This is a genomic window from Archangium sp. (genome assembly GCF_057119385.1).
This window is the reverse complement of record NZ_DBNGVP010000078.1, coordinates 124,328-148,446: the sequence shown is the minus strand read 5'-3', so window position 1 is coordinate 148,446 and position 24,119 is coordinate 124,328. Positions and strand designations below refer to the sequence as shown.

Here is a 24,119-nt window from a genome sequence, read left to right as displayed (position 1 = left end):
ACGGCGAGCCCGGTTGGCGCACGCTCTGGCGTGGCTGGGAGAAGCTTCAGCATGCGGAAACCATCTACCGCATGCATCTCCACCGCCTCTCCTCTCCCAAGGCTGATTCTGGGTAAGTATGAGCCCTCTGGGAGAGGGCCGGGGTGAGGGTCTACCCGAGGAGCACCCCGAGGCTCACCGTGCCGTCTGCGGAGCCGCCTGCGCCTGGGGCGCCAGCTTGTAGTCCCCGGTCAACAGGGCGACGAAGAACAGGGGCCCGACGAGGGCGTGGACGAGGTTGGTGAAGAAGGAGGGAGACTTCTTCTCCCAGACGGCGTGGCCGGCGAGCTGGACGAGCCAGCCGAAGACGGCGATGGCGACGACGGCCTCGCGAGGCAGCATGCGGCCGAGCGGGATGCACAGGGCCGCGGCGACGGAGACGATGAGTCCCAGCTTGAAATCAGCGCGCACGAACCAGACGGTGGCGAGCAGCCACGCCACGAAGGCGAGGGTGAGCGAGCCCCCGGGCAGGGCGGGGACGGACGCCAGCCGCACCCAGTCCAGCATGGCGACGATGTGCAGGACGATGAGGGGGATGGCGACCTTGTGGGTGAGCCGGTTGGTGGGGTGCTGGTGGGCGGAGATGTACTCGTCGAACAGCGCCTGGGTTTGTGGTTTCAGCATGGGGAGACTCTAACCCTCCGTCGGGCCGGATGTTCATTTCGCGCGGTGGAAGTCCAGCCGCACCCACTCGCCCTGTTGGGCACCCGGCTCTGGCACCAGTCCGAGGTTCACGTAGGCCGCCTCCACCTCCGCCTTCTGATGCGCGAGCACGCCGGCCATCAGCAGCCTGTCCTTCACCTTCGGGGCGATGAGGGGCGCCAGCTCGATGAGCGTGTTGGCGAGGATGTTGGCCACCACCAGGTCGAAGGTGCCCTCCACCGCCGTCAGCTCCTTGCCCGACAGCTCCACGTCCGGGGTGCCGTTGTCCACGGCGTTCTCCCTCGCCAGCTCCACCGACACCGGATCGTTGTCCGTGCCCACCACCCGTCCGGCGCCCAGCTTCTTCGCGGCAATGGCCAGCACGCCCGTTCCTGTACCCACATCCAGCACATTCGCACCCGGATGGGTGCTCATGTATTCATCCACCGCACCCAGACACAGCGAGGTGGTGGGGTGGTCGCCGGTGCCGAAAGCCATCTTCGGCTCGATGACGAGGCGCACCTTGTCGGCGGGGGCGTTCTGCGCCTCCCAGGGGGGGCCCACCCACAGCCGTCCCACCTGCACGGACTTGATGTGGGCCTTCCACGCATTGCTCCAGTCCTGTTGCTGCTCCTCGGCCAGCTGCAGCCGCGCCGAGGGGTAGGCCTCGTGCATCTCCGCGCGCGCCTGCTCGGCCGTGTCCGCGTCCTCGAAGTAGGCCACGAGGATGGCCTCTCCCTCGGCGGGGGCCCGCACTCCCGGCATGGTGGGGCCTTCCCGGTCCCTCACCTCCAGTCCCATGGCGCCCAGCTCGTGCAGCAAGTCCTGGGCGGCCTCCGACTCCGTTTCCGGCAGATCCACCGTGAGTGTCTGATACGTCCCCGTCATGTGGCCCTTCTCGCGTCTGGCGTTGCTTTCCCGAAGATGCCGGGATGCCTGCAGCGGGGAAAGAAATTTCCGAGTCGGTGGGTCTGCTCCGTTGCTCGTCCCGTAAGGGAGCGGAGGATGCGATGATCCCTCGTCGGAATTTGCGGTAAGCTGCTCCACCAAGGACCATGTAGTGCCTTCGGTAGTGCCCTCGGTAGTGCCCTCGAAGCTCAGCCTCTTTTTTGTGCGCCCGGTGTCTGGATGGAGTGGGGCTCTGCTCGGGGGCGCCGGATGATGGACTCCCTTATGAAGCGAACCCGCCGCAATACCGGTTTCTCCCTCATCGAGATGGCGACCGTCACGGGCATTGTCGCCGTCCTGGCCGCGCTCGCGTACGCCGCGTTGGAGGTGTTGCCGCAGCGCACGCGTCTGACAGGTGGCGCGCTCGAGTTCGCCGCCGTCATCTCCAGTGCCCGCTCGCACGCGTATGGCCGCAACCAGCGCGTGGCGGTGTTGCTCAACGCGGATGGACCCACGCTGGGCAACCCCATCCGCTATTGGGTGGTGGTGGACCCCTGGTCCAACCTGGCCGATGCGATGGCGGCCAAGCCCGACTGGAAGGACCTGAACGACCTGAAGCCCGGTGCGCCCGCGCCCTCCGGCTCGGAGTTCCCGCTGTTCGACTCGGGCAACTTCAACCCCTCGGTGCGCGTGCTCTCGGGCGGCTTCATCGAGGCCGTGGGCCGCGTGGCGCACAAGGGCTGCACCTCGCTGCTGGCCGGCCGCATCGGCCTCGCCAGGGGCCAGCCGTCGACGAGTACCGACATCTTCCCGCCGCCCTTCTGCTTCGTTCCCAGCGAGAAGCCCTGCACCTTCTGCTCCGGGGATGGCTCCACCAAGCCCATCCGGGGCGTCATCTTCTTCGAGCCGGATGGCGCGGTGACGTTCGCCGATGCCGTGGGCAAGCCGTCTTCGGATGGCGCGGCCTCCATCGCCTTCCTTCCGGTGGGCGGCGGCGGTCTGGAGAACGCGCAGGCCATCGTCATCACCAACACCGGTCTCGTCCGGACCTTCTCGGCCTCGAGGTGATTGCCATGCTGCGACGTGCTTCCTTCCGCCCACGCCACGGCTTCACGACGATCGAATCCCTCATCGCCGCGGTCGTGTTCCTGGTGGGCCTCGCCGGTCTGCTCGGTGCGCTCATCCAGGCGCGGGGCGCCACCGGCCAGGCCCGCAGGCTCATGCAGGCCACGGATGTGGCCAACGACCTGGCCGAGCAGATCCAACTGTGGAACTTCGATGATCCCCGGCTGGCCAACAACGACGCCTTGTGCGCGAGTGATCCGCTGGACAAGACCGACAAGCTGAGCAAGCCGGGCACGGGTGAATACAACGCCTATGTCGCGTGCATGCACGGCGAGCTGATGTTGCGCCTGGGAGGCGCCGCGTTCGGCGGTCTGCAGCGGCCCGTCTTCAAGGACGAGGACAAGGTGGATGGCCGCAACGAGACCGTCTACCAGCGCTTCTACATCGTCCGCACGGAGTTCGTGCGTGACGGGGTGCAGCGCATGCAGGTCTGGGTCAAGGTGCTCTACATGGATGCGGGGGAGCCGCGCGTCGTGACGACCCAGACGATGCGCATCCAGATGGGAGGCGTGTGATGCGGCGCCAGCGTGGATTCACCCTCATCGAGCTCATGGTGGGCTCGGCCGTGACGTTCCTCACGGTGCTCGCGGTCTCCGCGGCCTTCCTCGGCTACACCCAGTCCTTCTACACGCAGGCGGGCATCCGGGGCGGGCAGGCCTCGTTGCGCCAGACGCACATGATGGTGGTGCGCAACCTGCGCATGGCCGGCTATGGCATCGAGCCGCCGCTCGCCTTCGACTTCCCGGACAACTGGTCGCGGGAATCGGTCGGCGCCGTCAACCGCTCGGACCGGCTCGTCTTCCGGATGCGCAACCCGGCCTTCAACGCCTTCGCCTCCACCATGACGTCCTCGAGCATCACCCTGGGCGGCAGCGGGCTGCCCGAGTCCCTGCGCAAGGGGCAGATCCTCCAGGTGGTGTGCCCGGGCGCGCTCTCCTGGACCTACGCGCAGCTGAGCTTGGATGCCGCCAAGGGCGCCACCAACCTGTCGCTGGAGGCGGCCACCGGCAAGTTCCCCCGGCTCAACGACTTCTCCTCCAGCTGTTTCGGCTCTGGCGCCGGCTCGCTGAGCGTGTACGTCTTCAAGATCGACGTCTACGACTACTCCATCCAGCTCATCGACGAGGATGGCAACCCCGGCACCCCGGCCCGGCCCTACCTGTTCCGCCGTCACGGGCTGGCCGAGTCGGACCCCAACTCGTTCGGCGAGCCGGTGGCCGAGGACATCGAGGCGCTGCGCGTCTCCTTCCTGCGCGGCAACGGCGCCTACTTCATCCCCACCAAGTACGACGACACGCTCCACCCGGCGCCGGATTACGAGACGCCCCTGGACGATCCGCGGCGCGCCAACGACAACCCGGCCAACATCCGCGCCGTGGTGGTGGGCCTGGTGGCCCGCAGCTCCACCCGCGACTCGGCCGCCAATCCCCAGGCGATGAACCAGATTCCCTCCTTCGGCAGCAAGCTGACCACCTCCAGCGGGGTGCTCGTCCCCGTGCCCGAGGACCCCATCCCCAAGCCCAAGGACTATGGTTTCCGCCGCATCGTCTCCGAGATGTCGGTGCACGTGCGTAACATGCGCTCCTCGGAGATGCCGGTGCCCGTCTATACGCTGGACGCTACGACTCCGGACGCCTGCAAGGGCGCCCTTCCCAAGGATGACTTCAATTGCGCTGGAGGCTAGGAGGACTTGCCATGAAGAAACGCCTCGGCAGACGCGGTTCCGTGCTGTTGCTCGTGGTGGTGTTGCTGGCGGTCATCAGCCTGCTGGCCGCCGCCGCCGTTTCCTTTTCCCACAGTGAGCTGGGCGCGGCCCGCAACGAGCGCTCCGGCGATGAGCTGCTCGCGTGCGCCGACGCGGGCCGTCAGTACATGCTCTCGCGCTTCAGCCTCCTGGATGGCGCGCCCGTGGAGCTCTCCGCCGTCAACGTGGACCTCAACGCGCCGGGCGCCACCAACTGCTCCGACGCCGGCACCGTCCCCGAGGACTCCCGATGTGCGCGCAGCGGCCACATCGGTCAGATGTCAGTGGCGGGCATCACGGCCGTCGAGGGGAGGGCGGGTGGTGACCGGCGGGCGCTGAGAGATCTGTCCAATACTGTCGGAAAAACCACCTTGGGTGGCGTTCCGCATAAGATTACGGTCCACTGTGTGGACGAAAACGGTCGTGGGACCGAAGTGGAATTCGTGGTTCGGTTCGGTCTCTAGGAGCCTTTCATGATGCGCATCGACTTCGATACCATGCGACGTGCCCTGCGGAAGCCATCGGTCCGCGGAGTCGGCGTGGCCGCGGGCGTAGTGGTTGCGGGGGCCGTGGGACTGCTGGCCAGGGAGAGCCGCTCGGGTGAGGTGGACACGCCTCCGAAGGCCGCGTGCTGCACGAGCGCGCTGGCCATCGGTGACGCGATGATCAACCCCTCGCAGGGCGGCGACAAGGACTTCTTCGAGGTGCCTTCCAGCCCTCCGAGCGCCATGTTCCTGCTGGGCAACAACGAGTCCATGCAGGACTACCCCCAGGATCTGCCCGAGGTCTTCACGCCGGGCTGGTACGCGGCCAACAAGATCAAGAGCGCCACCCCCGCCAAGGGAGATCACGGTGGCGAGGGCTCGGCCGGTCTCGCCATGGACACGGGCTGCGAGGATCCAGCGCTCGTCGCCGCGATGAGCTGGTTCGACAGGGGCAGCGCCGACACGGCGAAGAACGGCTCCATCGTCTACGACTCCGACGGCGCCCTGGCGTCGCCGTTCTTCGACCCGAACCGCTTCTATTTCTCGCGCGGCCGGCGCCTCAACTGGAACGTGAAGGAAGGCCCGGGTGCCGGCACCATCAACGGCAATGACTTCAACGGCCCCCTGAACAGCTATGGGGATGCCCTGTCGGCCTGCTACGGCAGCGTGGGGTGGAACACGACGGACTACCCCTATGGCGCCGTCGACTCGCCCATCATGACCGAGTGCCGGGCGTGTCTGGCGACCAAGGGCTGGTGGCGTGGTCCGATCGTGACCGCCAAGACCCAGGCCACGAACCCGGGCCAGGCCGGCCCCGTCAAGGCGCTGGACGAGCCGCCGCTGCGTCCCGAGGCGTTCCGCAAGTGGGTGCTGAGCGGCCGCGTGCTCAACGTGCGTCCGCCCAAGTTCGTGGTGGCGCGCAAGGTGCTCAAGGACGTCATCCGCATCGCTCCCAACGTGCGCATGGGCGTGGCCACCTTCGGTGAGGACCACGGTTGGTTCGACCCCGCGCTCATCATGGAGCCGCTGCGTCCGAGCTGCGACGACTCCTTCCCGGAGATCAAGGACACGGCCTCGGCGACGGGCCTCAACCGGCCCGTGCTGACCAACGCCGTGAACAAGGTGGTCTTCCGCAACAACGAGCGCTCCATCGGCGAGGCGCTGTTCGCGCTGGGTGGCTACTTCTCCTCGCAGAAGTCGGACAACAAGTGGGAGAACTGGTTCAAGCAGCCCCTCAACCCCGGCGACTTCGGCTGGCCGGGCTGCTGCAACGGCGGTACCTACGATGACCCGTACACCGGCAAGCCGGGCGCCTTCTGGGGCGTGGACGCCAAGGAGTGGGTCAAGCCGCCCTATACGGACCCCGTCACCTTCAAGTACCTGCCGGGCCAGCCCTGGGAGGATCAGCTCAGTGGCCGCAAGTCCGTGTGCTTCGGCTGCCAGGTCAGCTCCGTCATCGTGCTGACGGACGGCGCGCCCAAGTACGACAACTCGGTGCCCATCACGAAGATGATGCAGCTGCTCATCGAGAAGGGCGTCAAGCACGGCGCCCGCACGGGCCTGCTGGAGGGCAAGCCGGTCAAGTTCGAGCCGATCGACCCCGAGCTCAACCCGGACGTCGGTGGCATCAACTACTGCGACCAGTTCGTGAAGGTGGACAACGTGGATCCGACCCCGGACGAGTACTTCACCAAGGCGGACTGCGACTACACCGACTACAACTGGCCGGTTGGCCACGGTGTGGGCAACAAGAACTTCATGGATGACGTGGCCTTCTTCCTGGCCAACATGGACCTGCGCGACGACATGGCGGGCGTGCAGTCGATGCGCACGTACACCATCGGTTACGGCGACAACAGCGCCATGCTCCAGAGCATCGCGCGGGCCGGCAAGGGCAACTTCTACCAGGCCAACGACGCCGTGCAGCTGCGCACCGCCATCCTGGACGCCCTCGGCGACATCCGGCAGCTGTCCACCTCGTTCGCCGCCGCCAACATCTCCGGCGTGCAGGCCTCCGGTGCGCAGTCCTCCGTGTTCGTGCCCCGCTTCATCCCGCGCCGCAACCGGCCGTACGAGGGTCACCTCTACCGCTTCTTCTACTTCAGCGAGTTCGCCCAGGGCTGCGACGCCTCCAAGGCCAAGAGCACGGGTGGGGACGACTTCGACCTGAACAAGGACAAGGACTGCGACGACACCTTCTTCGTGGACAGCGATGGCATCGAGTACCTGTCCCCGGGGGTGCCGAACCCGAAGAGCTTCGAGCCCATCAACATCGTCCAGGAGAACACCGAGGGCGAGTGGGTGAAGCAGGCCACGGCCACCCCCGTGGGGGATGGCAAGGTGGAGGGCGGCGTGAAGGCCAAGCCCTTCTGGAACCTGGGCGAGACGGTCGGCAAGCGCTCGGCCGTCGCGAAGTGCGATCCCACCTGGCGGCCCATCGGCGCGGCCAAGCCGGATCACACGTTGGGCCGCTGCATCTTCACGATGATCGACCGGGACAACAACGGGAAGTTCGACGTGGCGGACAACCCGCCCATCGAGTTCCACACGGACAACATCGCCGAGCTGCAGAAGTACGTGATGGCGGGCGGTGACACCTTCTGCAGCACGCTCTACGCCAAGGCGGGACTGGGGCCGTGGGATGGCACCGTCGCGCAGCAGAAGACGTGTGCCGAGACGCTCATCCGCTTCGTGCGCGGCGTGGACGTCTTCGACTACGACGGTGACTCCAACAAGAACGAGGAGCGGCCGTGCGCGGACAACAAGCCGGGCGAGACGAAGTCCTGCAAGCTCGCGGACATCTTCCACTCCACGCCGGTGACGGTGGAGGCGCCGGGTGAGCCGTTCCTGTGCTCGCTGGGCCTCAATGGCCAGTGCGTGTCCACGCTCTACGAGGACTTCTCCGCCTCGGTGACGTCCGAGCCGCGGTGCGCGGTGGCGGGCGGTGCCAAGCCCTGCTACCAGCCCACTCCCCTGGCGGCGAGCACCAAGGGCGCGCGCAATGGCGCCTATGGCGACTTCCAGAGGAACACGTTCGAACGTCCCCGCATCGCGCTGGTGGGCTCCAACGGCGGCATGCTCCACGCCATCCACGTGGGTGAGCCCGTGGGCTCCGAGGGGGACGTCGCCTCGGGCAAGAAGGGCTTCGGCACCACGTACACCGTGGGCACGGGCGAGGAGATCTGGGCCTTCATCCCGCCGGATCTGCTGCCCAAGCTGAGCCTGATGGTGGGCGCCAAGCACGAGTACTACGTGGATGGCACGCCCATGGTGCGCGACATCTGGGCGGACGGTGGGCTCAAGACGACGGCCGACGCCGAGTCCGACAAGGACGGCACCAAGCAGGCCGACGAGTTCCGCTCCATCGCCATCATCACCGAGCGGGGCGGTGGCCAGCGCTACGTGGCGCTGGACATGACGGACCCGTACCTGATGCTCAAGAGCCTGGAGGCTCCGTCGGATCCGGGCTCCAAGCCCTTCCGCTGGATGTTCCCCAACGCGTGTGATCCGCAGTCGGCCAGCATGGGCCAGTCCTGGTCCAACTTCGCGCCCAAGCCGCCTCCCATCGGACCGGTGCGCCTCGCGGCCACCTCCGGCAAGAACGGCGATCGCGGGTGGGAGGAGCGCTGGGTGGCCGTGCTCAACGGTGGCTACAGCTCGGACCTGACGCGCGGCCGCGGCGTGTACATGGTGGACGCGTGGACGGGCAAGATGCTGTGGTCCGCGGAGGCCCAGCCGGGCTTCAAGGCCTCGAGCCCGTACAACGACGTGCTCAACCAGATGATGCCCGTGGCGGCCTCTCCGGCGCTGGTGGACATCGGCAAGGCGGAGAGCGTGGAGCGCGACCTGGACGGCTTCTTCGACACCATGGTCGTCGGCGACATGGGCGGCCAGGCGTGGACGTTCCGCTTCAAGAAGCCGGGCACGCTGGACGCCTCGGGCCGGGTGGACAACTGGTTCGGCGCCCGCTCGCTGGAGATGCAGCGTGAGGACGGGTCCGCCTTCGGGCCGCAGAACGCCCATGAGAAGGCGCCCTTCTTCAACATTCCCTCCAACGTCCTGCAGCCGGAGACGGGCTGGCTGCGCAGCTTCATGGGCACCGGCGACCGGCAGCACCTGCGCACCACGACGGGCTCGGACTGCGGACCGGACGATCTGCTGGCCTGCATCCGCCTCAAGTGCAACGTGTCCGCCACGCTGGTGGGCGAGGTCAACGGCCAGAAGCGCACCACCACGCTCAAGTACGAGCTGGGCGTGCTCAAGGAGAACAAGGAGGAGTGGGTCACCGGTCTGGGGGATGCGTGCTCCAGCTCGCGCCTGGAGCTGACGAACCTCGCCATCAGCTGCCCCGCCGCGGCGCTGGGCTCCACCACGTACCCGACGCCCTGGACGGGCTCCGAGAAGACGTTCAAGACGGAGTCGTTCGCCAAGAGCACCGGCACGAAGTGGACGGGAGACCACCTCAACCTCAACACGAGCGAGCACCCGGACCTGAAGCTGAGCGACGAGGAGAAGAAGACGGCGGCGACCAACCGCTTCTTCGGCTTCCACGCGTACGGCGGCTGGCAGCGCAAGTTCAGCGACGAGGCCGGCGCGATCGCGTTCGACAAGCTGCGCGTGTCGGACAAGACGAGTGGCTACACCTGCCCCACGGGTGCCAGGTGCGCGCTGGTGGACGTGACCATTCCGGACTCGGCCTACGAGTACCTGGCGCCGGACGCCTCGGGCTTCAAGCAGCGCTACATCCCGACGGCCAAGATGCTGGGTCTCAAGCGCGCCAACGCCGAGGATCCGGGTTGGTTCATCCGCTACAACAACTCGCTGTTGGAGCGCACGGCGGCGGGCGCGACGGTGCTCGCGGGCGTCGTCTTCTGGCCCTCGTTCTCTCCGGCCGCGGGCAAGAGCGGCTCGGCCTGCTCGCTGTCTGGTTCGGGTGACATGTCCTACTCGTGGCAGGCGGACGCCATCACCGGTCTGCCGGACATGGCCGAGGGCTTCCGCATGGGCCTGGGCTTCATCGACAGCAAGGGCCGTGGGACGACCGCTCCTCCGAGCGAGGGCGCGCCCATCGTCTCGCTGTCGAAGACGGGCGGCATCCGCTTCGAAGTGGCGGTGACGAGCCCGGGTGACGCACCCAAGACGGAGAAGCTGCGCGACAAGGCCAACGTCACCCCGGACATCTACTGGATGGAGGTGCCGCGCAACCTGCACGAGTGCCGCCACGAGAACGCCGAGGCCTGCGCCCAGCCGTAGCTCCGGTGGAGCCGGGCCTCCCTCGGGGGCCCGGTGAAGCCCGGTGACTTCATCCCCTCTCCCCAGCACGTGGGAGAGGGGATTTGTTTTTGCGGGGCAGCCGGGGCCCGGCTCAGGGGCCGACGTGGGCCAGCACGCCGCGCTCGAAGTCGATGAGCTGGCGGGCCACCGTGCGCACGTCCTCGGCCGTCACCGCCGCCACGCGCTCGGCGTAGTGCAGGAAGTTCTCCTGGCCCAGGCCGTAGCAGGCATCCAGCGCGAGCAGCGCGGCGCGCGCCCCGTTGCGCTGCAGGCCAATCTCATGCGTGCCGATGAGGTGCTGCTTCGCGCGGGCGAGCTCCGCCTCGGGGATGGGCTCGTCGCGCACCCGGGCCAGCTCCTCGCGGATGCCGGCGAGCGCGGCCTCCACCTTCTCCGGGCTGGTGCCCATGTAGACGGCGAAGTAGCCCGGATCCACGCCCTCGATGGAGAAGCTGCTCACGCTGTAGGCCATGGAGCGCTTGTCGCGCAGCTCCACGAAGAGGCGCCCGCCCTGCCCGCTGAGCAGCGTGGAGAGCACCTCCAGCGCGTGCCGCCGTGGGTCGTTCACCCGCACGCCCTGGAAGCCCAGCACCAGGTGGGACTGCGCGCGCGCCAGCTGCTTCTTGGCCGAGCGCGGGGAGTCGGGCGGCGGCTCGGGCCGCACCTGGGGCGGAGGCGCCGCGCGGCCCCGGGAGGCGCCGAAGGCCTCGTGCGCCAGGGCGAGCACCTCGTCCGTCCTCACGTCGCCCACCACTGTCAGGGTGAGCTGCGACGGGTCCATGTACGCCGCGTGGTAGGCGCGCAGCGCGTCCGGCCCCAGCTTCTCCACCGAGGCCTGCTCGCCCAGCGAGGACAGCCGGTAGGGGTGCGTGCGGAAGAGGGTGCGGCCGAAGAGATCGAACGCCACGCCACTGGGCTTGTCCTCGCGCGTGAGGATGTCCTGCAACAGCAGGGCGCGCTCGCGGGCCACCTCGGCCTCGGGGAAGCTGGGGTTCAGGAGGCAGTCGGCGAAGAGGCGGAAGGCGTCCTGGAAGTGGCGCGAGAGGAACTCGCCGCGCAGGCCCACCGAGTTGCGCCCGCCCTGGCCCGACAGCGAGCCGGCGAAGCTGTCGATGAGGTGGGAGATCTCCTCCGCGTCGTGCGAGGGCGTGCCCCGGGTGAGGCTGCGGCCGAGCAGCGTGGTGATGCCGTTGTTCTCCTGCGTCTCGTAGCGCAGGCCGCCCTCGAAGGCGGCGCGCATGGCGAAGAGGGGCACGGCCCGCTCCTCGCGCACGAGGACGCGCGCTCCGGACGGCAGCCGCTCCTCGACGATCTTCCCGGGAGAGGCGGGCACGGTGCGGCCCACCTGCAGCGCGGGCCCGCCGGGCACGGCCCTGGGCGCGCGGCGCTCGGCCGGCGCGGCGGGGGTCTCGCGGGACACGCGGTCGAGAATCTCCTCGGTCTGCTCCGCGCCGAAGGCGGTGCCCGGGGGCAGCAGCCCGGTGACGATGGTCCGGTCGAAGCGCAGGTAGCGCTCGGCCACCTCGCGGATGCGCTCGGGGGTGAGCCGGGCGATGGCCTCGTAGTAGCGCGCCTCCGCCTCCAGGTCCCCCATGGAGGACTGGTAGTGGCCCATCTTGCGCGCCAGGCCCTGCACCGTCTCGCGCTGGTAGACGGCCTCGGCCTCGATGAGGGCCTTCACCGTGGCCAGCTCGTCCGCGGGCACCAGGCTCGTGCGCAGCGTGCTCAGCACCCGCACCGTCTCCTCGAGCGCCTGCGTCAGCTTCGCCGGCGGCAGCGTGAAGCTGGCGGAGAAGAGGCCCGGGTCCCTCGGGGTGTAGGCGTACGCGTGGATGTCGTTGACGAGGCTGCGCTTGCGCTTGACCTCCAGCACCAGCCGCGAGGCCTCGCCCTGGCCGGCCAGCATCGCCAGCGCATCCAGCGCGGGCACGTCCGGGTGGTCCGCCTGGGGAATGGGGAAGGCGAGGTTGAAGTAGACCTCCTTCACCTCGTCCGGACGCAGCAGCACGCGGCGGCGGGCCACCTCGGGCTCGCGCGCGCGCGTCACGCCTCCCTCGTAGGGCCGGCCCCAGTCACCGCCGAAGAGCTCCTCCACCCACTGGCGCAGCTCCGCCTCGGTGAAGTCCCCCGCGGCCGACAGCACCAGGTTCCTCGGCGTGTAGTGCCGCCGGTAGAACTCGAGCACCTTGTCCCGCGAGAAGCTCCGCACGCTCTCCGCCGTGCCGATGACGGGGAAGCGGTAGGGGTGCTCCTGGTAGGCGGTGGAGAAGAGATCCCTCGAGGCACGCCGGGCCGGGGTGTCCTGGCTGCGTTTGATCTCCTCGCAGACCACCTCGATTTCGCGGGCCAGCTCGTCCGCGTCGAAGGCGGAGGAGCGGATGGCGTCGCCGAGGATGTCCAGGCCCATGCGGGCGAACTGGCTGGCGATGACGATGTGGTAGACCGTCTGGTCGAAGGACGTCCAGGCGTTGATCTCCCCGCCATGGGCCTCCACGTCGCGGGCGACCTCTCCGGGGCCGCGGCGGGCCGTGCCCTTGAAGAGCATGTGCTCGTGCAGGTGCGCGAGGCCCGCCTGGTCGGGGCGCTCGTCGGCGCTGCCGGCCTTCACCCACACCTGGAAGGCGGCCACCCGGGCGGCGTGCTGCTCCTCGAAGACGACGGTGAGTCCGTTGGAAAGTGTGTAGCGCTGAGCCATGGAACGTTCGAACCTGACACCGGCAGTGTGAGGAGGCAAGGCAAGCCGGGGACCCTTCCGACCAGTCCCTAACGCCTGGAAGCGGGGGCCGCGACCCTGTTGTGAGCCTGGAGACCAGCCGGGAGGGCGGAGTGCTCGTGGCGTGTGGAGCGCTGTGGAGAAGAGGAGGTCCGGGGGTTAACCTCGGCACCCATGGGGTCGTCGTCAGAGGAGCTGGATCCGCTCTCGCAGCTGAGGGAGAGCCTGGAAGGGGAGATGGCGGCGCGTCCGGCCACCCCCGGTGTGCCCCCGCCGTTGCCTCCCCGGAGAGGAGCGCCCGCAGCGCCGGCCGCCTTCCGGCCCGCCATGTCGCTGCCGTCGGTGCAGTCCTCGGCCAGGGCCCCGGAGCCTCCGCCCATTCCCGCCCGTCCGGTGGGCGCGGCGGACCCCTTCGCCGAGCCTCCCGAGCCGCGCCTGCCCCTGGGCGGTGCCCCGGAGGACAAGGTCGAGCACTTCCGCTCGGTGCTGAAGCAGAAGGCGGAGACGCTGGCCCGTGCGCGGGCGCTGTACGCCGAGCGTGAGTCGGAGCTCCAGTCGCTGCGCGTGTCCGAGGCCTCGCTGCGCACGCAGGTGGCGGAGGCGCGTGAGCAGCTCGCCACGCTGAAGGACGCGCCCGCGAAGCTGGAGCAGACCTCCGCGGCGCTGTCTCGCGAGGCGGCGCGCACGGGAGTGGCCGAGGCGCGGGTGGCGCAGCTGGAGGGCGAGCTGCAGACGGTGGAGGAGGAGCGCAGGGACCTGTCGCGGGCGCTGGCCGAGGTGGAGGCGGAGCTGTCGCGCCTCACCGGGGAGCTGAAGCACGAGCGGGACTCGCGGGCGGCGCTGGCCGAGGAGCTCGTCGGGGCGAAGGAGGCCCTGTCGCTGGCGCAGGACCGGGTGGGGGAGCTGGCGGCGGAGCGCGCCGAGATGCAGGGGGCGCTGGAGGCGGTGCGCGAGCAGTACCAGGCCAACCTGGCCGAGCTGGAGAGCACCCACGAGCAGCTGGAGGCGGCCCTGCGGGAGCGGGAGCTCGTCGAGGCGGAGACGGTGGGGCTGAAGGCGCGGGTGGCGCAGCTGGAGTCCGAGCGCGACACGGCACTGGCCGAGCTGGCGCAGCTGCCGCCCCGGCTGGAGGCGGCGGAGGCGGAGCTGACGTCGCTGCGCGAGTCGCTGGCGCTGAGCGAGACGGAGGCGGTGCAGCTGCGCGACCGGATGGAGGCGGACGCGGCGGCGCTGACGGAAGCGGCGGAGCAGGCCGAGACGCAGGTGGCGGCGCTGCGGGCGGAGCTGGGGACGGTGGAGGCGGACCGCCAGGACATGGCGCGCGCGCTGGCGGACGTGGAGGCCGAGCTGGGGCGCGTGCGGCAGCAGGTGGAGGAGCAGCAGGACGTGCGCGCGGCGGAGGAGGCGCTCGACGTGGAGGAGCTGGACGCCGACAGCCGGGCCCACGAGGCCGAGGAGCAGGCGGAGCGGCTGCGGCAGCGGGTGAAGATGCTGGAGGGCGCCCTGGAGGCCGCGCGCACCCAGGGAGGCCCGGCCGCGGAAGAGGTGCTCGCCGAGCGCGACCAGCTCAAGGAGGACGTGGCGGCGATGAAGCGCAAGCTGATGGCGGCGGAGACGGCGTTGGAGTCGGCCGCCAGCTACAAGATGAAGGTGGCGAAGCTGGAGGCGCAGCTCGCGCAGCTCCGGGGGGCGAAGTAGCGCCCCATGGACTTCGCGGGCCCCATCGACCCCCTCACGGGAACGGCAGCGGCGCGATTCGGGCTGTACGTGCACTTCCCGTACTGTCTCTCCAAATGCCCCTACTGCGACTTCGCGGTGGCCGTGGTGCGCCAGGTGCCCGAGGAGCGCTATGCGCGCGCGGTGCTGGCGGAGCTGGACACGCGGCTGGCGGCGGAGCCCTCGCTGCGCGAGCGCACGCTGGAGTCCATCTTCCTCGGCGGCGGGACGCCGTCCCTCTGGCATCCGCGCTGGGTGGCGCTCGTGCTGGAGGGCGTGGCGGCGCGGCTGAAGGTGGCGCCGGGGGCGGAGATCTCCCTGGAGGCCAACCCGAGTGTCGCGGACGCCGAGCGCTTCGCCGGCTACCGGGCGGCGGGCGTCAACCGCGTCTCGCTGGGCGTGCAGTCCTTCGAGGATTCGCTGCTGAAGTCGCTGGGGCGCGAGCACACCGGCACGGAGGCGGTGGCGGCGTACGAGACGGCACGGCGCGCGGGCTTCGACGTGGTGTCCATGGACTTCATCTACGGGGTGCACGGGCAGACGCGGGCCCAGGCGGAGTCGGATGCGCGCCGGGCGGCGGCGCTCGGGCCCGAGCACCTGTCCACCTACGCGCTGACGGTGGACCGCGAGTCGCTGGCGGTGGCCACGCCGCTGTCCCGGCAGCTCGACAAGGGCGAGGTGGTGCTGCCTCCGGACGAGGAGGTGGTGGAGATGACGAAGGCCATCCGCGACGCCTACGGCGAGCACGGGTTGGTGCGTTATGAGATCTCCAACCACGCCCGGCCCGGGTACGGCTCGCGGCACAACGCGCTCTACTGGACGGGAGGCGAGTACCTCGCGCTGGGCGTGGGCGCCACGGGCATGCTGCTCACCTCCGGGCCCGGCGAGCGGCCCGCGGGCTACCGCTACGTGGACCTGCGCGGCTCGGACGCGTACATGCGCGCCGCGGAGGAGGGGAAGCTTCCGGAGTCCAGCCGCGAGGAGCTGAGCCCCCTGGAGCTCTTCGAGGAGCGCCTGGCCATGGGGCTGCGGCTGCGCTCCGGGGTGGACTGGGAGGCGGTGTGCACGCGCTACGGGCAGGATCCGGAGCCGCGCCGGAAGGAGATCTCCCGGTTGGTGCAGCACGGCCTGGCACGGCTCGAGGGCTCGAGGCTCGTGCTCACCGAGGCGGGCGCGGACGTGCACAGCGCCATCAGCGCGCGGCTTCTGTAGGGCTCGGTGTCTTCATCGGACGGTGCTGGGTCAGGGGCTGACCTTGCCCGCCTTCGCCGCCTCGGGGGCCACCAGCTCCACGCGGCCGTCGGCATAGAGGGCGGTCACCTTGCCGCCTCGCAGCTCCAGCGCCGAGAGGTGACGGCCGTAGCCGGTGCTCAGCCCGGTGTCGATGAACACCGCCTTCCCATCGAGCCGCGTGCGGATCTTCCCATCGCGGTCCGTGGTGTGTCCCATCACCATTCGCTTCGCGCCGAAGCGTTGCAGCACCGCCTCGAGCGCGCGGGCCGCTTCCTCCTCCTGCCCCAGCGCGTAGCCGCGGAACCACAACGGCCCCTGCGGGTCCTTCGCTCCTCCCGGTGGGTTGCCGGGGAACAGGTCCTGCCGCACCCACCGGTTGAGCTCGGGCAGCGTCTTCGCCGGCACCTCCGGGGCCACTCCGCCGTGCACGAAGAGCGTGTCATTGATGCGCACCACCGCGGCATGCGTGCGCAGCCACCGGCCATAGCGCCCCTGGAGCCCATACGCCTCGCGGTGCCCGTTGGCTCCTCGCGGTGCGCCGGACGCATCCGGCTCGGGGCTCTGGTCCGCGAACGAGGCCATCTCTCCCGGCGCCACGTAGCGCAGGTCCCCGAGCATGTTCATCGCCTCGTGGTTGCCCAGCAGCGCGTGCACCCGGCCTCCCGCCGCGCGCGCCTCGCCCTCCAGCCGCATCAGCAGCTCGAAGGCCTCCCGCGTGCGCTCCCCGCGGTCCGGGATGTCCCCCGTCTGCACCAGGTGGGCCTTGCCGCCACTCCACCGGCCCTTCTCGTCGATGAGCTTCGCCAGCCGCAGCACTTCCTTCAGTGCGTCCACGTCCCCGTGCACGTCTCCCACCGCCACCACGCGCTCCACGCCAGTGAAGGTATCGGGCACGGCATCCTCCAGGCGGGGCATGGCGGGTGTGGCCTTGGGAGGCGCCGCCGCCAGCAACACGGGGACGAGCAGGGGCAGGACGAGCGGGCGGAGGGTGGGGGGCACGGTGCGCTCCTCGGGGAAGACCCTCACCCTAACCCTCTCCCAGAGGGAGAGGGGACTCGAAACGGAAACGGCGCGAGCAGGGCGTTCGCCTGCTCGCGCCGCGTGTGTCCGGCCGGGGCCGGGTGCTCCGTTACTTCGGCTGCTCGGCGTCCTCGCCAGCGACCTTCAGGATGTTGAACTCGACGCGGCGGTTGTTCTCACGGCCCGCCGCCGTCTTGTTCGTGTCCACCGGCTTCGTCTGGCCGTAGCCCACCGACTCGAGGCGCTCCGCCGCCACGCCCTCCTTGATGAGGAAGGCGCGCACGTTGGCCGCGCGGCGCTCCGACAGGTCCTGGTTCTTGGCGGGCTTGCCCTGGTTGTCCGTGTGGCCTTCCACGCGCAGCAGCTCGATCTGCGGATTGGCGCGCAGCACCGACGCCACCTGGTTCAGCAGGTCGAACGACTTGGGCAGGATGACGTCCTTGTTGGTGGCGAAGTACACCTTGTCCAGGATGACGATGCGCTTGGCCTCCAGGCGCACCTTGGACTTGCCCTCGTCGGGGCAGCCATCCTCGTCCTTCACCCCGTTGATGACCTCGGGCTGCATGGGGCACTGGTCCTCCCAGTCCGGCACGCCGTCCTTGTCGTTGTCACTGTCCTGGCAGCCGTCCTCGTCCTGGAAGCCGTCCTTGTCCTCGGGCTGGGCCGGGCACTTGTCCTGGTCATCCGTCAGGCCGTCCTTGTCCGAGTCCACCGGCACCTTGTCCGGGCAGCCGTCCTCGTCCTGGAAGCCGTTCACGGTCTCGGGCTGATCGCGGCACTGGTCGCTCGTGTCCGGGATGCCGTCCCCGTCGTTGTCCGGGTCCGCGCAGCCGTCGTCGTCCTGGAAGCCGTCCATGTCCTCGGGGCCCTGGGCGCACTGATCCTTGTCGTCCGTGACGCCATCCGAGTCCGTGTCGGCGGGCGGGGGCGGAGCGGCCGGAGCGCGCTCACCGGGCTGCGTCCAATCCACCCCGGCGAAGAGGCGGAAGCCCGGGGTGCCGTAGCCGCGCGTGAGGCCCGGGCCACCGCCCACGTGGGCCGCCAGTCCGGGGGTGATGCGGTACTGCACCGCCGCGAGGAGCTCCAGCGGACGCCCCTCCATGTCCTGGTCGTTCAACCCGAAGGCACCCGCCAGGTTGGCGCGCACCGCGAGCTTCTCCGTGAGGGGCACCTGGGCACCGATCGCGTACATCAGCTCGGTGCCCGTGCGCAGGTTGCGCACCTGCTGCTCGGGCTGGAGGTTGGCGCCGAGGTTGGCCACCAGCCGCAGTCCGTTGCCATTGCCCCACTCGCCCACCAGCTGCGGACGGGCGCTCACACCCGCGCCGCCGCGGAAGCCCTGGCCACCCGCGCTGGGCAGCAGCACGGGCACCACCACGCCCAGGTCGAACCCACCCGCGGTCAGCAGGTGGGCCTTGGGCACCAGCCGCAGGTCACCCACGCCCGCGCCGCTCACGCCGTTCTGGAAGGCCGGCGTGATGGAGGCGCCGCTCTCCGAGGACTGGTACGTGACGGGCACGGCCACACCCAGCTCGAACCGGTCCCACAGCGAGATGGAGCCCATCAGGTCCACCGTCACCTGGTTGGCGACGATGGAGTAGACGAAGTCGTCCTGACGCGGATCCAGGAAGCCCAGCGGGTTGCTCGCGTAGTTGAGCGAGGCCGCCAGGTGCCAGCCCAGGTGGCCGTCCACCCGGGCGCCATGGACGCCGAGGATGTCGGTGGCACCGGGGCCGGGCTTGTAGCGCTGCACGTCGATGGACTGCGACAGCGGGGACGGCGTGGGACCCTGGGCGTCCGCCGCCGGAGCGGCCAGCACGCCCATGAGGCCCAGCACTCCACCCGTCACCGCCGCGCCACGGCGCGAGGTGCGCCGCAGGACGGGCATGGCGAGCAGCACCAGCGCCGCCAGCCACACCAGCGGAGAGCCACCCCCCGAGGTGCTGCAGCCACGGCCGGCGATGATGAAGTCGTCCGTGTCGTCCAGCGGGTTGGTGTTGGCCTTCACCTCGTCACCGTCGGACAGGCCACCGTCGTCGGTGTCCGTGTCGTTCGGGTCGGTCTCGCCCGAGCTCAGCCGGCCATCGTGGTTCTTGTCCTCGGCGCCGTCCGTCAGCCCGTCACCGTCGGTGTCGGCCTTCTTCGGGTCGGTGGTGGTGGCCGGGTCCTCGTCGGGCACGAAGTTGGGCGAGCTGGTGTTGGTGCCCGCGGGAGCGTTGGCCCGCGTCACACCGAGCTCGGTGCCGTCCTTGATGCCGTCGTTGTCGCTGTCCGGGTCGAGCGCGTCGATGCGGCCGTCCCCATCCGTGTCGGTGATGCCGTCCTGGCCATCGGGCACGCCGTCGTCATCGCTGTCGTTGTCGTTCGGGTCGAGGCCGAGCTCCTTCTCGGTCACGTCGGGGATGCCGTCGCCGTCCGTGTCCCGGCTCGCGTCGTCATCCTCGGGGTCGAGCGGGTCGGTCTCGCCCGCGTCCACGACGCCGTTGTGGTTCTTGTCCTCGGCGCCATCGAGCACGCCGCCACCATCCGTGTCGGGGTTCCTCGGGTCGGTCTCGCCCGCGTCCACGACGCCGTTGTGGTTCTTGTCCTCGATGCCATCCGGCAGGCCGTCGTTGTCCGAGTCGGTCTTCGTCGGATCCGTCTCGCCCGGGTCCACGACACCGTCGTGGTCCGTGTCCTCGACACCGTCGGGGATGCCGTCGCCGTCCGAGTCGGTCTTGCGCGGATCCGTCTCGCCCGGATCCACGACACCGTCGTGGTCCTTGTCCTCGGTGCCATCGGGGATGCCGTCGCCGTCCGAGTCGGTCTTGCGCGGATCGGTCTCGTCCGGGTCCACGACGCCGTCGTGGTCCTTGTCCTCGACACCATCGGGGATGCCGTCGCCGTCCGTGTCGGCCTTCGTCGGGTCGGTGCCCGTGGCCGTCTCGACGCTGTCGGGGATGCCGTCACCGTCGGTGTCGACGTCGTCCGTGGGGTCGAGCGGGTTGCGCTCGCCCGGGTCGACGCGGCCGTTGTGGTTCACGTCCTCGACGCCGTCGGACACGCTGCCGCCATCGGTGTCCGCCTCGAGCGGGTCCGTCCGGGTGGCCGGGTGCGCATCCGGGATGAAGACCGCCAGGTCGGTGCCCAGGCCCTGGGGAGAGGAGAGGCCCTTCTCGGTGCCGTCCTGCAGGCCATCGCCGTCCGTGTCCGCCTTGCGCGGGTCGGTCTCGGTGGCGTCCACGGCGCCGTCGCGGTCGGCGTCCTCGCTGCCGTCCAGCAGGCCGTCGTCATCCGAGTCGTCGTCGAGCGGGTTGGTGGTGCTGGAGCCATCCGTGTCCGGCTGGAAGAGGGTCGCGTTGGTGCCCGTGCCCTGGGGCGCGGTCAGGCCCTTCTCGGTGCCATCCTGGACGCCGTCGTTGTCGGTGTCGTTGTTGCGCGGGTTGGTCTCGCCCGGGTCCACCACGCCGTCGTGGTCGGCGTCCTCGTTGCCGTCCAGGATGCCGTCGTCGTCGGAGTCGTCATCGTTCGGATCCGTGCCGGAGGCCGTCTCGACGCTGTCGGGGATGCCATCCTTGTCGGTGTCGGTGACGGTCAGGTCATCCGCGGGGTCGAGCGGGTTGCGCTCGCCCGGGTCGATCTTGCCGTTGTGGTTCGCGTCCTCGAGGCCGTCGGACACGCTGCCGCCGTCGGTGTCCACCTCGAGCGGATCCGTCTGGGTGGCGGGGTCCTCGTCCTTCTGGAAGATGGACGCGTTGGTGCCCGTGCCCTGGGGCGCGGCCAGGCCCAGCTCGGTGCCGTCCTGGAGGCCGTCGCCGTCCGTATCGCGCTGCTTCGGATCGGTCTCGGCCGGGTCCACGGCGCCGTCGTGGTCGGCGTCCTCGGTGCCGTCCAGCAGGCCGTCGTCGTCCGTGTCGTCGTCGAGCGGGTGGGTGGTGCTGGCCGGGTGCGTGTCCGGCTGGAAGACGGACAGGTTGGTGCCCGTGCCCTGGGGAGTGGTCAGGCCCTTCTCGGTGCCGTCCTGCAGGCCATCGTTGTCCGAGTCGGCCTTGCGCGGGTTGGTCTCGCCCGGGTCCACGATACCGTCATGGTCGGTGTCCTCGTTGCCGTCCGTGATGCCGTCGTCATCCGAGTCGTCGTCGGTGGGGCTGGTGCCGGTGGCCGTCTCGACATCGTCGGGGATGCCGTCGCCGTCGGTGTCCTTCGCGCCCACCTTGTCGTCCGCGGGGTCGTTGGGGTTGCGCTCGCCCGGGTCGATGCGGCCGTTGTGGTTGATGTCCTCCACGCCATCGGACACGCCGCCGTCGTCGGTGTCGGAGTCGAGCGGGTCCGTCGTGGTGGTGGGGTCCGCATCCGGGATGAACACCGTCATGTTGGTGCCCGTACCCTGGGGCGCGGTCAGGCCCTTCTCGGTGCCGTCCTGGAGGCCGTCACCATCGGTGTCCCTGTTGCGCGGGTCGGTCTCGCCCGGATCCACGTAGCCGTCGCGGTTGGCGTCCTCGTTGCCGTCCGTGATGCCGTCGTCGTCCGAGTCATCATCGTTCGGATCCGTGCCGGTGGCCGTCTCGATGCTGTCGGCGATGCCGTCCTTGTCGGTGTCGACGCCGACGAACCAGGTGTAGGTGGCTGGCGTGGGATCCACGACGCCGCTATAGGTGCGGGCGCGCACGGCGAAGGTGTGACGGCCGTCGGTCAGATCCGCGTAGGCCTTCGGGCTGCTGCACGTCACGAAGGTCCGGCCATCGAGGCTGCAGTCGTAGCTGCCGATGTCGAAGCGGCCCGGGGCATCAAAGGTGAAGGAGATGGTGGTGCTGGGCGTCTCGGCATCCGGCGGGGTGACGGTGAGGATGCGCGTATCCGGCGGCTTCGCGTCGATGGTGAAGGGGACGCTGGTGGCGGAGCTGGTGTTGCCCGCCGCGTCCTTCGCCGTGGCACTGACGGTGTGCGGACCGTCCTCGAGCGGAGTCGGCGCCGGGAACGACCACTTGCCCGTGCTGTCCGCCACCACCCGGCCGATCACCTTGCCATCCACGCTCACGATGACCGTGGCGTTGGGCTCGGCGGTACCGGTGAACAGGGGCCGCTGGAGGGTGAGCACGGCGCCCGAGGCGGGGTAGGTGATGACGGGCGGATTGGGCGCCACCGTGTCCACCGTGAAGGTGGTGCTCGCCGGCTGGCTCGGGGTGCCCGTGCCGTCCGTGGCGATCGCGTTGACGGTGTGGGGGCCCTCGCCCAGCGGCGTGGTGCCCGTGCAGGTCCAGTTGCCGGAGGAGTCCGTGGTCGCGCTGCACAGCACCGTGCCGCCCGCGTTCCTCACGGTGACCGTGGTGCCCGGCAGGGACGTGCCGGTGTACGTGGGCGTGTTGTCGTTGGTGATGGAGCCATTGGCCGGCGCGGTGATGACGGGCGTCGGGACGATGGCCACCTCGATGCGCGTGGGGCCGCTGCCGGCCGGGCTGCGCGAGGGCGTCGTCACCGGGTCGATGCCCAGCAGGCCACCCGCGGTGATGAAGGCCTGGTTCTCCACCTTGCCCGTGGTGGTGGTCTTGACCCGCATCTGGAAGGAGATGCTGGTGCTCTCGCCCACATCCCCCGGGGCCACGATGCCCCGGAGGGTGCCGCCCGTGGAGGCCGTGGCACCCGCGCCCAGGTACACGGTGATGGAGTGGGTGGCGGAGTCGTAGAAGGCGGTGTCATCCCCCTTGGCGTCCGTGCGGGCACCGGGCGTGGCGGTGTCGCTCGCCGCCACCGTGAGGATCCGGATGGACTCCGGCACGTAGTCGAGCAGCGTGGGCAGCGGATCCGTGAGCACCGTGTCGCGCGAGTGGTCATCACCCACGTTGCGGGTGGTGATGGTGTACTCGAGCACGTCGCCGGGGCGCACCGTGCCGTCGGTGCGGGTGGTGTTGCGCACGGACTTGAGGGTGTGGGTGAAGTCCGGGGCCTGGGTGGTGATGGAGGTGATGAAGCCGCCCAGCCAGAACTTGTCTCCGCTGGTGTTGACCTTCACCGTGGCGGTCTTGGCGCCCGCGGCCACCGTGACGTCCACCACGTCCAGGTCCATGCCGGACAAGCTGCCGGGCGTACCGGTGAGCTGGGGCCGGTCATACCGGTGGCTGATGGGCAGGGTGTCCAGCTCTCCGTCGGAGCCGGTGGGCACGCCGGTCAGCGGCGTGTCGGTGCGCACGCTCGTCTTGGTCTTGGTCCACGAGCGCGTGCTGTTGAAGAAGTTGTTGGCCGGGTTGAGGTCGTTGCTGAGCACCGTGCCGTTGAACTCGAACGTGTCGTTGACGTCCGGCGCCGGGTCATCACCCTCGAAGGCGATGACGCCCAGCTTGGCGTCCTGGGCGTACGTGGGCACGTGGAAGCCCGTCAGCGAGACGGTGGTGCCGGGCGTGCCCGCCACCACGCGCATGCTGTCGAAGAGCTTCAGGTGCCGCTTGGTGATGGAGCCCGGCTCCTCGTAGAAGACCACCATCCACCAGGCGTCGAAGAGGTACTCGCCCGTCGTGGTGTCGAAGGGGATGGCCTGCACGTCGCTGACCTGGTAGACGCCCGCGCCGTACGCCTTCACCAGGTCCGTGATGTCCGCGGTGGACTGGTACTGGTACTCCGCGCCCGGGTCCTGCTGGAAGGCGTAGTCGTCGGCGGTGAGGAACTTCTCGAAGCCGGCCACGCCCGAGCGCGACACCGTGGCGGTCAGGTCCGGCGCGGCGATCTTGTCACCGGCGGACGAGTTGAAGCGGGTGGCCGCCCAGTAGAGGCGCGCGTACACCACCCGGGCCCCGGAGGGCAGGGTGAGCACCGCCTGGCTGCGGGCCTGCAGGGGATTGGCCGGCGCCGGCGCGCTGCCGTCGGGCGGGAGGTAGGGACTGGTGGCGGCCCCGGTGCTCTCGAGCGTCCAGTCGTTCAGGGTCCAGAAGAAGTCCGGCGAGGTGTCACGCCCGGAGCAGCTCCGCTCGCCGTAGACGAAGTCGTTCGGCGGCGTCCTGCCGGTGAGCGGCCGCGGCGTGGTGCTGCGGCAGTCCTGGCCGAGTGTGTTGCCGATCAGCGCGAAGTTGCCGTACAGGTCGGCCGTGTAACGCAGCTTGGGGGCCGCGTTGTTGGTGGGTGCCTGGGCCCGGGCGCTGCCGGACGTCAGCAGCACCGCGAGCGCGAGCAGCAGCGGCGCGAGGCTCCGGCGCTCGGTGGGGAGTGGCGGTACGTGATTTCGCATAGGTGCCACGGGGGACTCGGGGGTGGGGAATGGCCGGGGCGCCCC

General features: G+C 69.8%; 12 protein-coding genes. 7 read left to right on the top strand and 5 right to left on the bottom strand.

Going from position 1 to position 24,119, the window contains the following annotated elements; all coding sequences use genetic code 11:
- Positions 1-174: 174 nt before the first annotated feature.
- Complete coding sequence (locus AC16DP_RS19170; RefSeq protein ID WP_329735094.1) at positions 175-663, bottom strand: Mpo1 family 2-hydroxy fatty acid dioxygenase; 489 nt, start codon at positions 661-663, stop codon at positions 175-177.
- A 33-nt stretch (positions 664-696) separates the two neighbouring features.
- Complete coding sequence (prmA, locus tag AC16DP_RS19165) at positions 697-1,569, bottom strand: 50S ribosomal protein L11 methyltransferase (RefSeq protein ID WP_329735093.1); 873 nt, start codon at positions 1,567-1,569, stop codon at positions 697-699.
- A gap of 285 nt (positions 1,570-1,854) precedes the next feature.
- On the opposite strand from prmA, the gene AC16DP_RS19160 reads away from it, so the two are divergent.
- The 5 genes from AC16DP_RS19160 to AC16DP_RS19140 are packed head-to-tail and all read left to right on the top strand — an operon-like array spanning position 1,855 to position 10,176.
- On the top strand, positions 1,855-2,637 hold the full coding sequence (locus tag AC16DP_RS19160; protein WP_329735092.1) for a pilus assembly FimT family protein: 783 nt from the start codon (positions 1,855-1,857) through the stop codon (positions 2,635-2,637).
- A gap of 5 nt (positions 2,638-2,642) precedes the next feature.
- Complete coding sequence (locus tag AC16DP_RS19155) at positions 2,643-3,209, top strand: type IV pilus modification PilV family protein (protein WP_329735091.1); 567 nt, start codon at positions 2,643-2,645, stop codon at positions 3,207-3,209.
- On the top strand, positions 3,209-4,378 hold the full coding sequence (locus tag AC16DP_RS19150; protein WP_329735090.1) for a prepilin-type N-terminal cleavage/methylation domain-containing protein: 1,170 nt from the start codon (positions 3,209-3,211) through the stop codon (positions 4,376-4,378). The genes AC16DP_RS19155 and AC16DP_RS19150 overlap by 1 nt, the downstream gene beginning before the upstream one ends.
- Before the next feature lie 11 nt (positions 4,379-4,389).
- A complete protein-coding gene (locus AC16DP_RS19145; protein WP_329735089.1) occupies positions 4,390-4,902 on the top strand; it encodes a hypothetical protein in 513 nt (170 codons plus the stop codon).
- A 9-nt stretch (positions 4,903-4,911) separates the two neighbouring features.
- On the top strand, positions 4,912-10,176 hold the full coding sequence (locus tag AC16DP_RS19140; RefSeq protein ID WP_329735088.1) for a pilus assembly protein: 5,265 nt from the start codon (positions 4,912-4,914) through the stop codon (positions 10,174-10,176).
- 112 nt (positions 10,177-10,288) lie between these two features.
- Here AC16DP_RS19140 and AC16DP_RS19135 read toward each other — a convergent pair whose 3' ends face one another.
- Entirely contained in the window at positions 10,289-12,892 is a 2,604-nt protein-coding gene (locus tag AC16DP_RS19135; RefSeq protein ID WP_329735087.1) for a M16 family metallopeptidase, read from the bottom strand.
- 192 nt (positions 12,893-13,084) lie between these two features.
- Here AC16DP_RS19135 and AC16DP_RS19130 point away from each other — a divergent pair, with 192 nt between their 5' ends.
- Together AC16DP_RS19130 and hemW are read left to right on the top strand one after the other, a co-directional pair.
- Complete coding sequence (locus AC16DP_RS19130; RefSeq protein WP_329735086.1) at positions 13,085-14,608, top strand: coiled-coil domain-containing protein; 1,524 nt, start codon at positions 13,085-13,087, stop codon at positions 14,606-14,608.
- 6 nt (positions 14,609-14,614) lie between these two features.
- Positions 14,615-15,838 (top strand): radical SAM family heme chaperone HemW, encoded by a 1,224-nt coding sequence (hemW, locus tag AC16DP_RS19125; RefSeq protein ID WP_329735085.1) that lies wholly within the window; start codon positions 14,615-14,617, stop codon positions 15,836-15,838.
- Between the two features lie 30 nt (positions 15,839-15,868).
- On the opposite strand, the gene AC16DP_RS19120 is transcribed toward hemW, so the two are convergent.
- Entirely contained in the window at positions 15,869-16,885 is a 1,017-nt protein-coding gene (locus AC16DP_RS19120; RefSeq protein WP_329735084.1) for a metallophosphoesterase, read from the bottom strand.
- 103 nt (positions 16,886-16,988) lie between these two features.
- Positions 16,989-24,074, bottom strand: coding sequence for an Ig-like domain-containing protein (locus AC16DP_RS19115; protein WP_329735083.1), 7,086 nt, complete (start codon positions 24,072-24,074; stop codon positions 16,989-16,991).
- Positions 24,075-24,119 lie beyond the last annotated feature (45 nt).

Coding starts and splice junctions, on each gene's coding strand:
- hemW (WP_329735085.1), top strand. CDS start 14,615: ATGGACTTCGCGGGCCCCATCGACCCCCTCACGGGAACGGCAGCGGCG.
- AC16DP_RS19145 (WP_329735089.1), top strand. CDS start 4,390: ATGAAGAAACGCCTCGGCAGACGCGGTTCCGTGCTGTTGCTCGTGGTG.
- AC16DP_RS19170 (WP_329735094.1), bottom strand. CDS start 663: ATGCTGAAACCACAAACCCAGGCGCTGTTCGACGAGTACATCTCCGCC.
- AC16DP_RS19160 (WP_329735092.1), top strand. CDS start 1,855: ATGAAGCGAACCCGCCGCAATACCGGTTTCTCCCTCATCGAGATGGCG.
- AC16DP_RS19150 (WP_329735090.1), top strand. CDS start 3,209: ATGCGGCGCCAGCGTGGATTCACCCTCATCGAGCTCATGGTGGGCTCG.
- AC16DP_RS19115 (WP_329735083.1), bottom strand. CDS start 24,074: ATGCGAAATCACGTACCGCCACTCCCCACCGAGCGCCGGAGCCTCGCG.
- AC16DP_RS19130 (WP_329735086.1), top strand. CDS start 13,085: ATGGGGTCGTCGTCAGAGGAGCTGGATCCGCTCTCGCAGCTGAGGGAG.
- AC16DP_RS19140 (WP_329735088.1), top strand. CDS start 4,912: ATGATGCGCATCGACTTCGATACCATGCGACGTGCCCTGCGGAAGCCA.
- prmA (WP_329735093.1), bottom strand. CDS start 1,569: ATGACGGGGACGTATCAGACACTCACGGTGGATCTGCCGGAAACGGAG.
- AC16DP_RS19135 (WP_329735087.1), bottom strand. CDS start 12,892: ATGGCTCAGCGCTACACACTTTCCAACGGACTCACCGTCGTCTTCGAG.
- AC16DP_RS19155 (WP_329735091.1), top strand. CDS start 2,643: ATGCTGCGACGTGCTTCCTTCCGCCCACGCCACGGCTTCACGACGATC.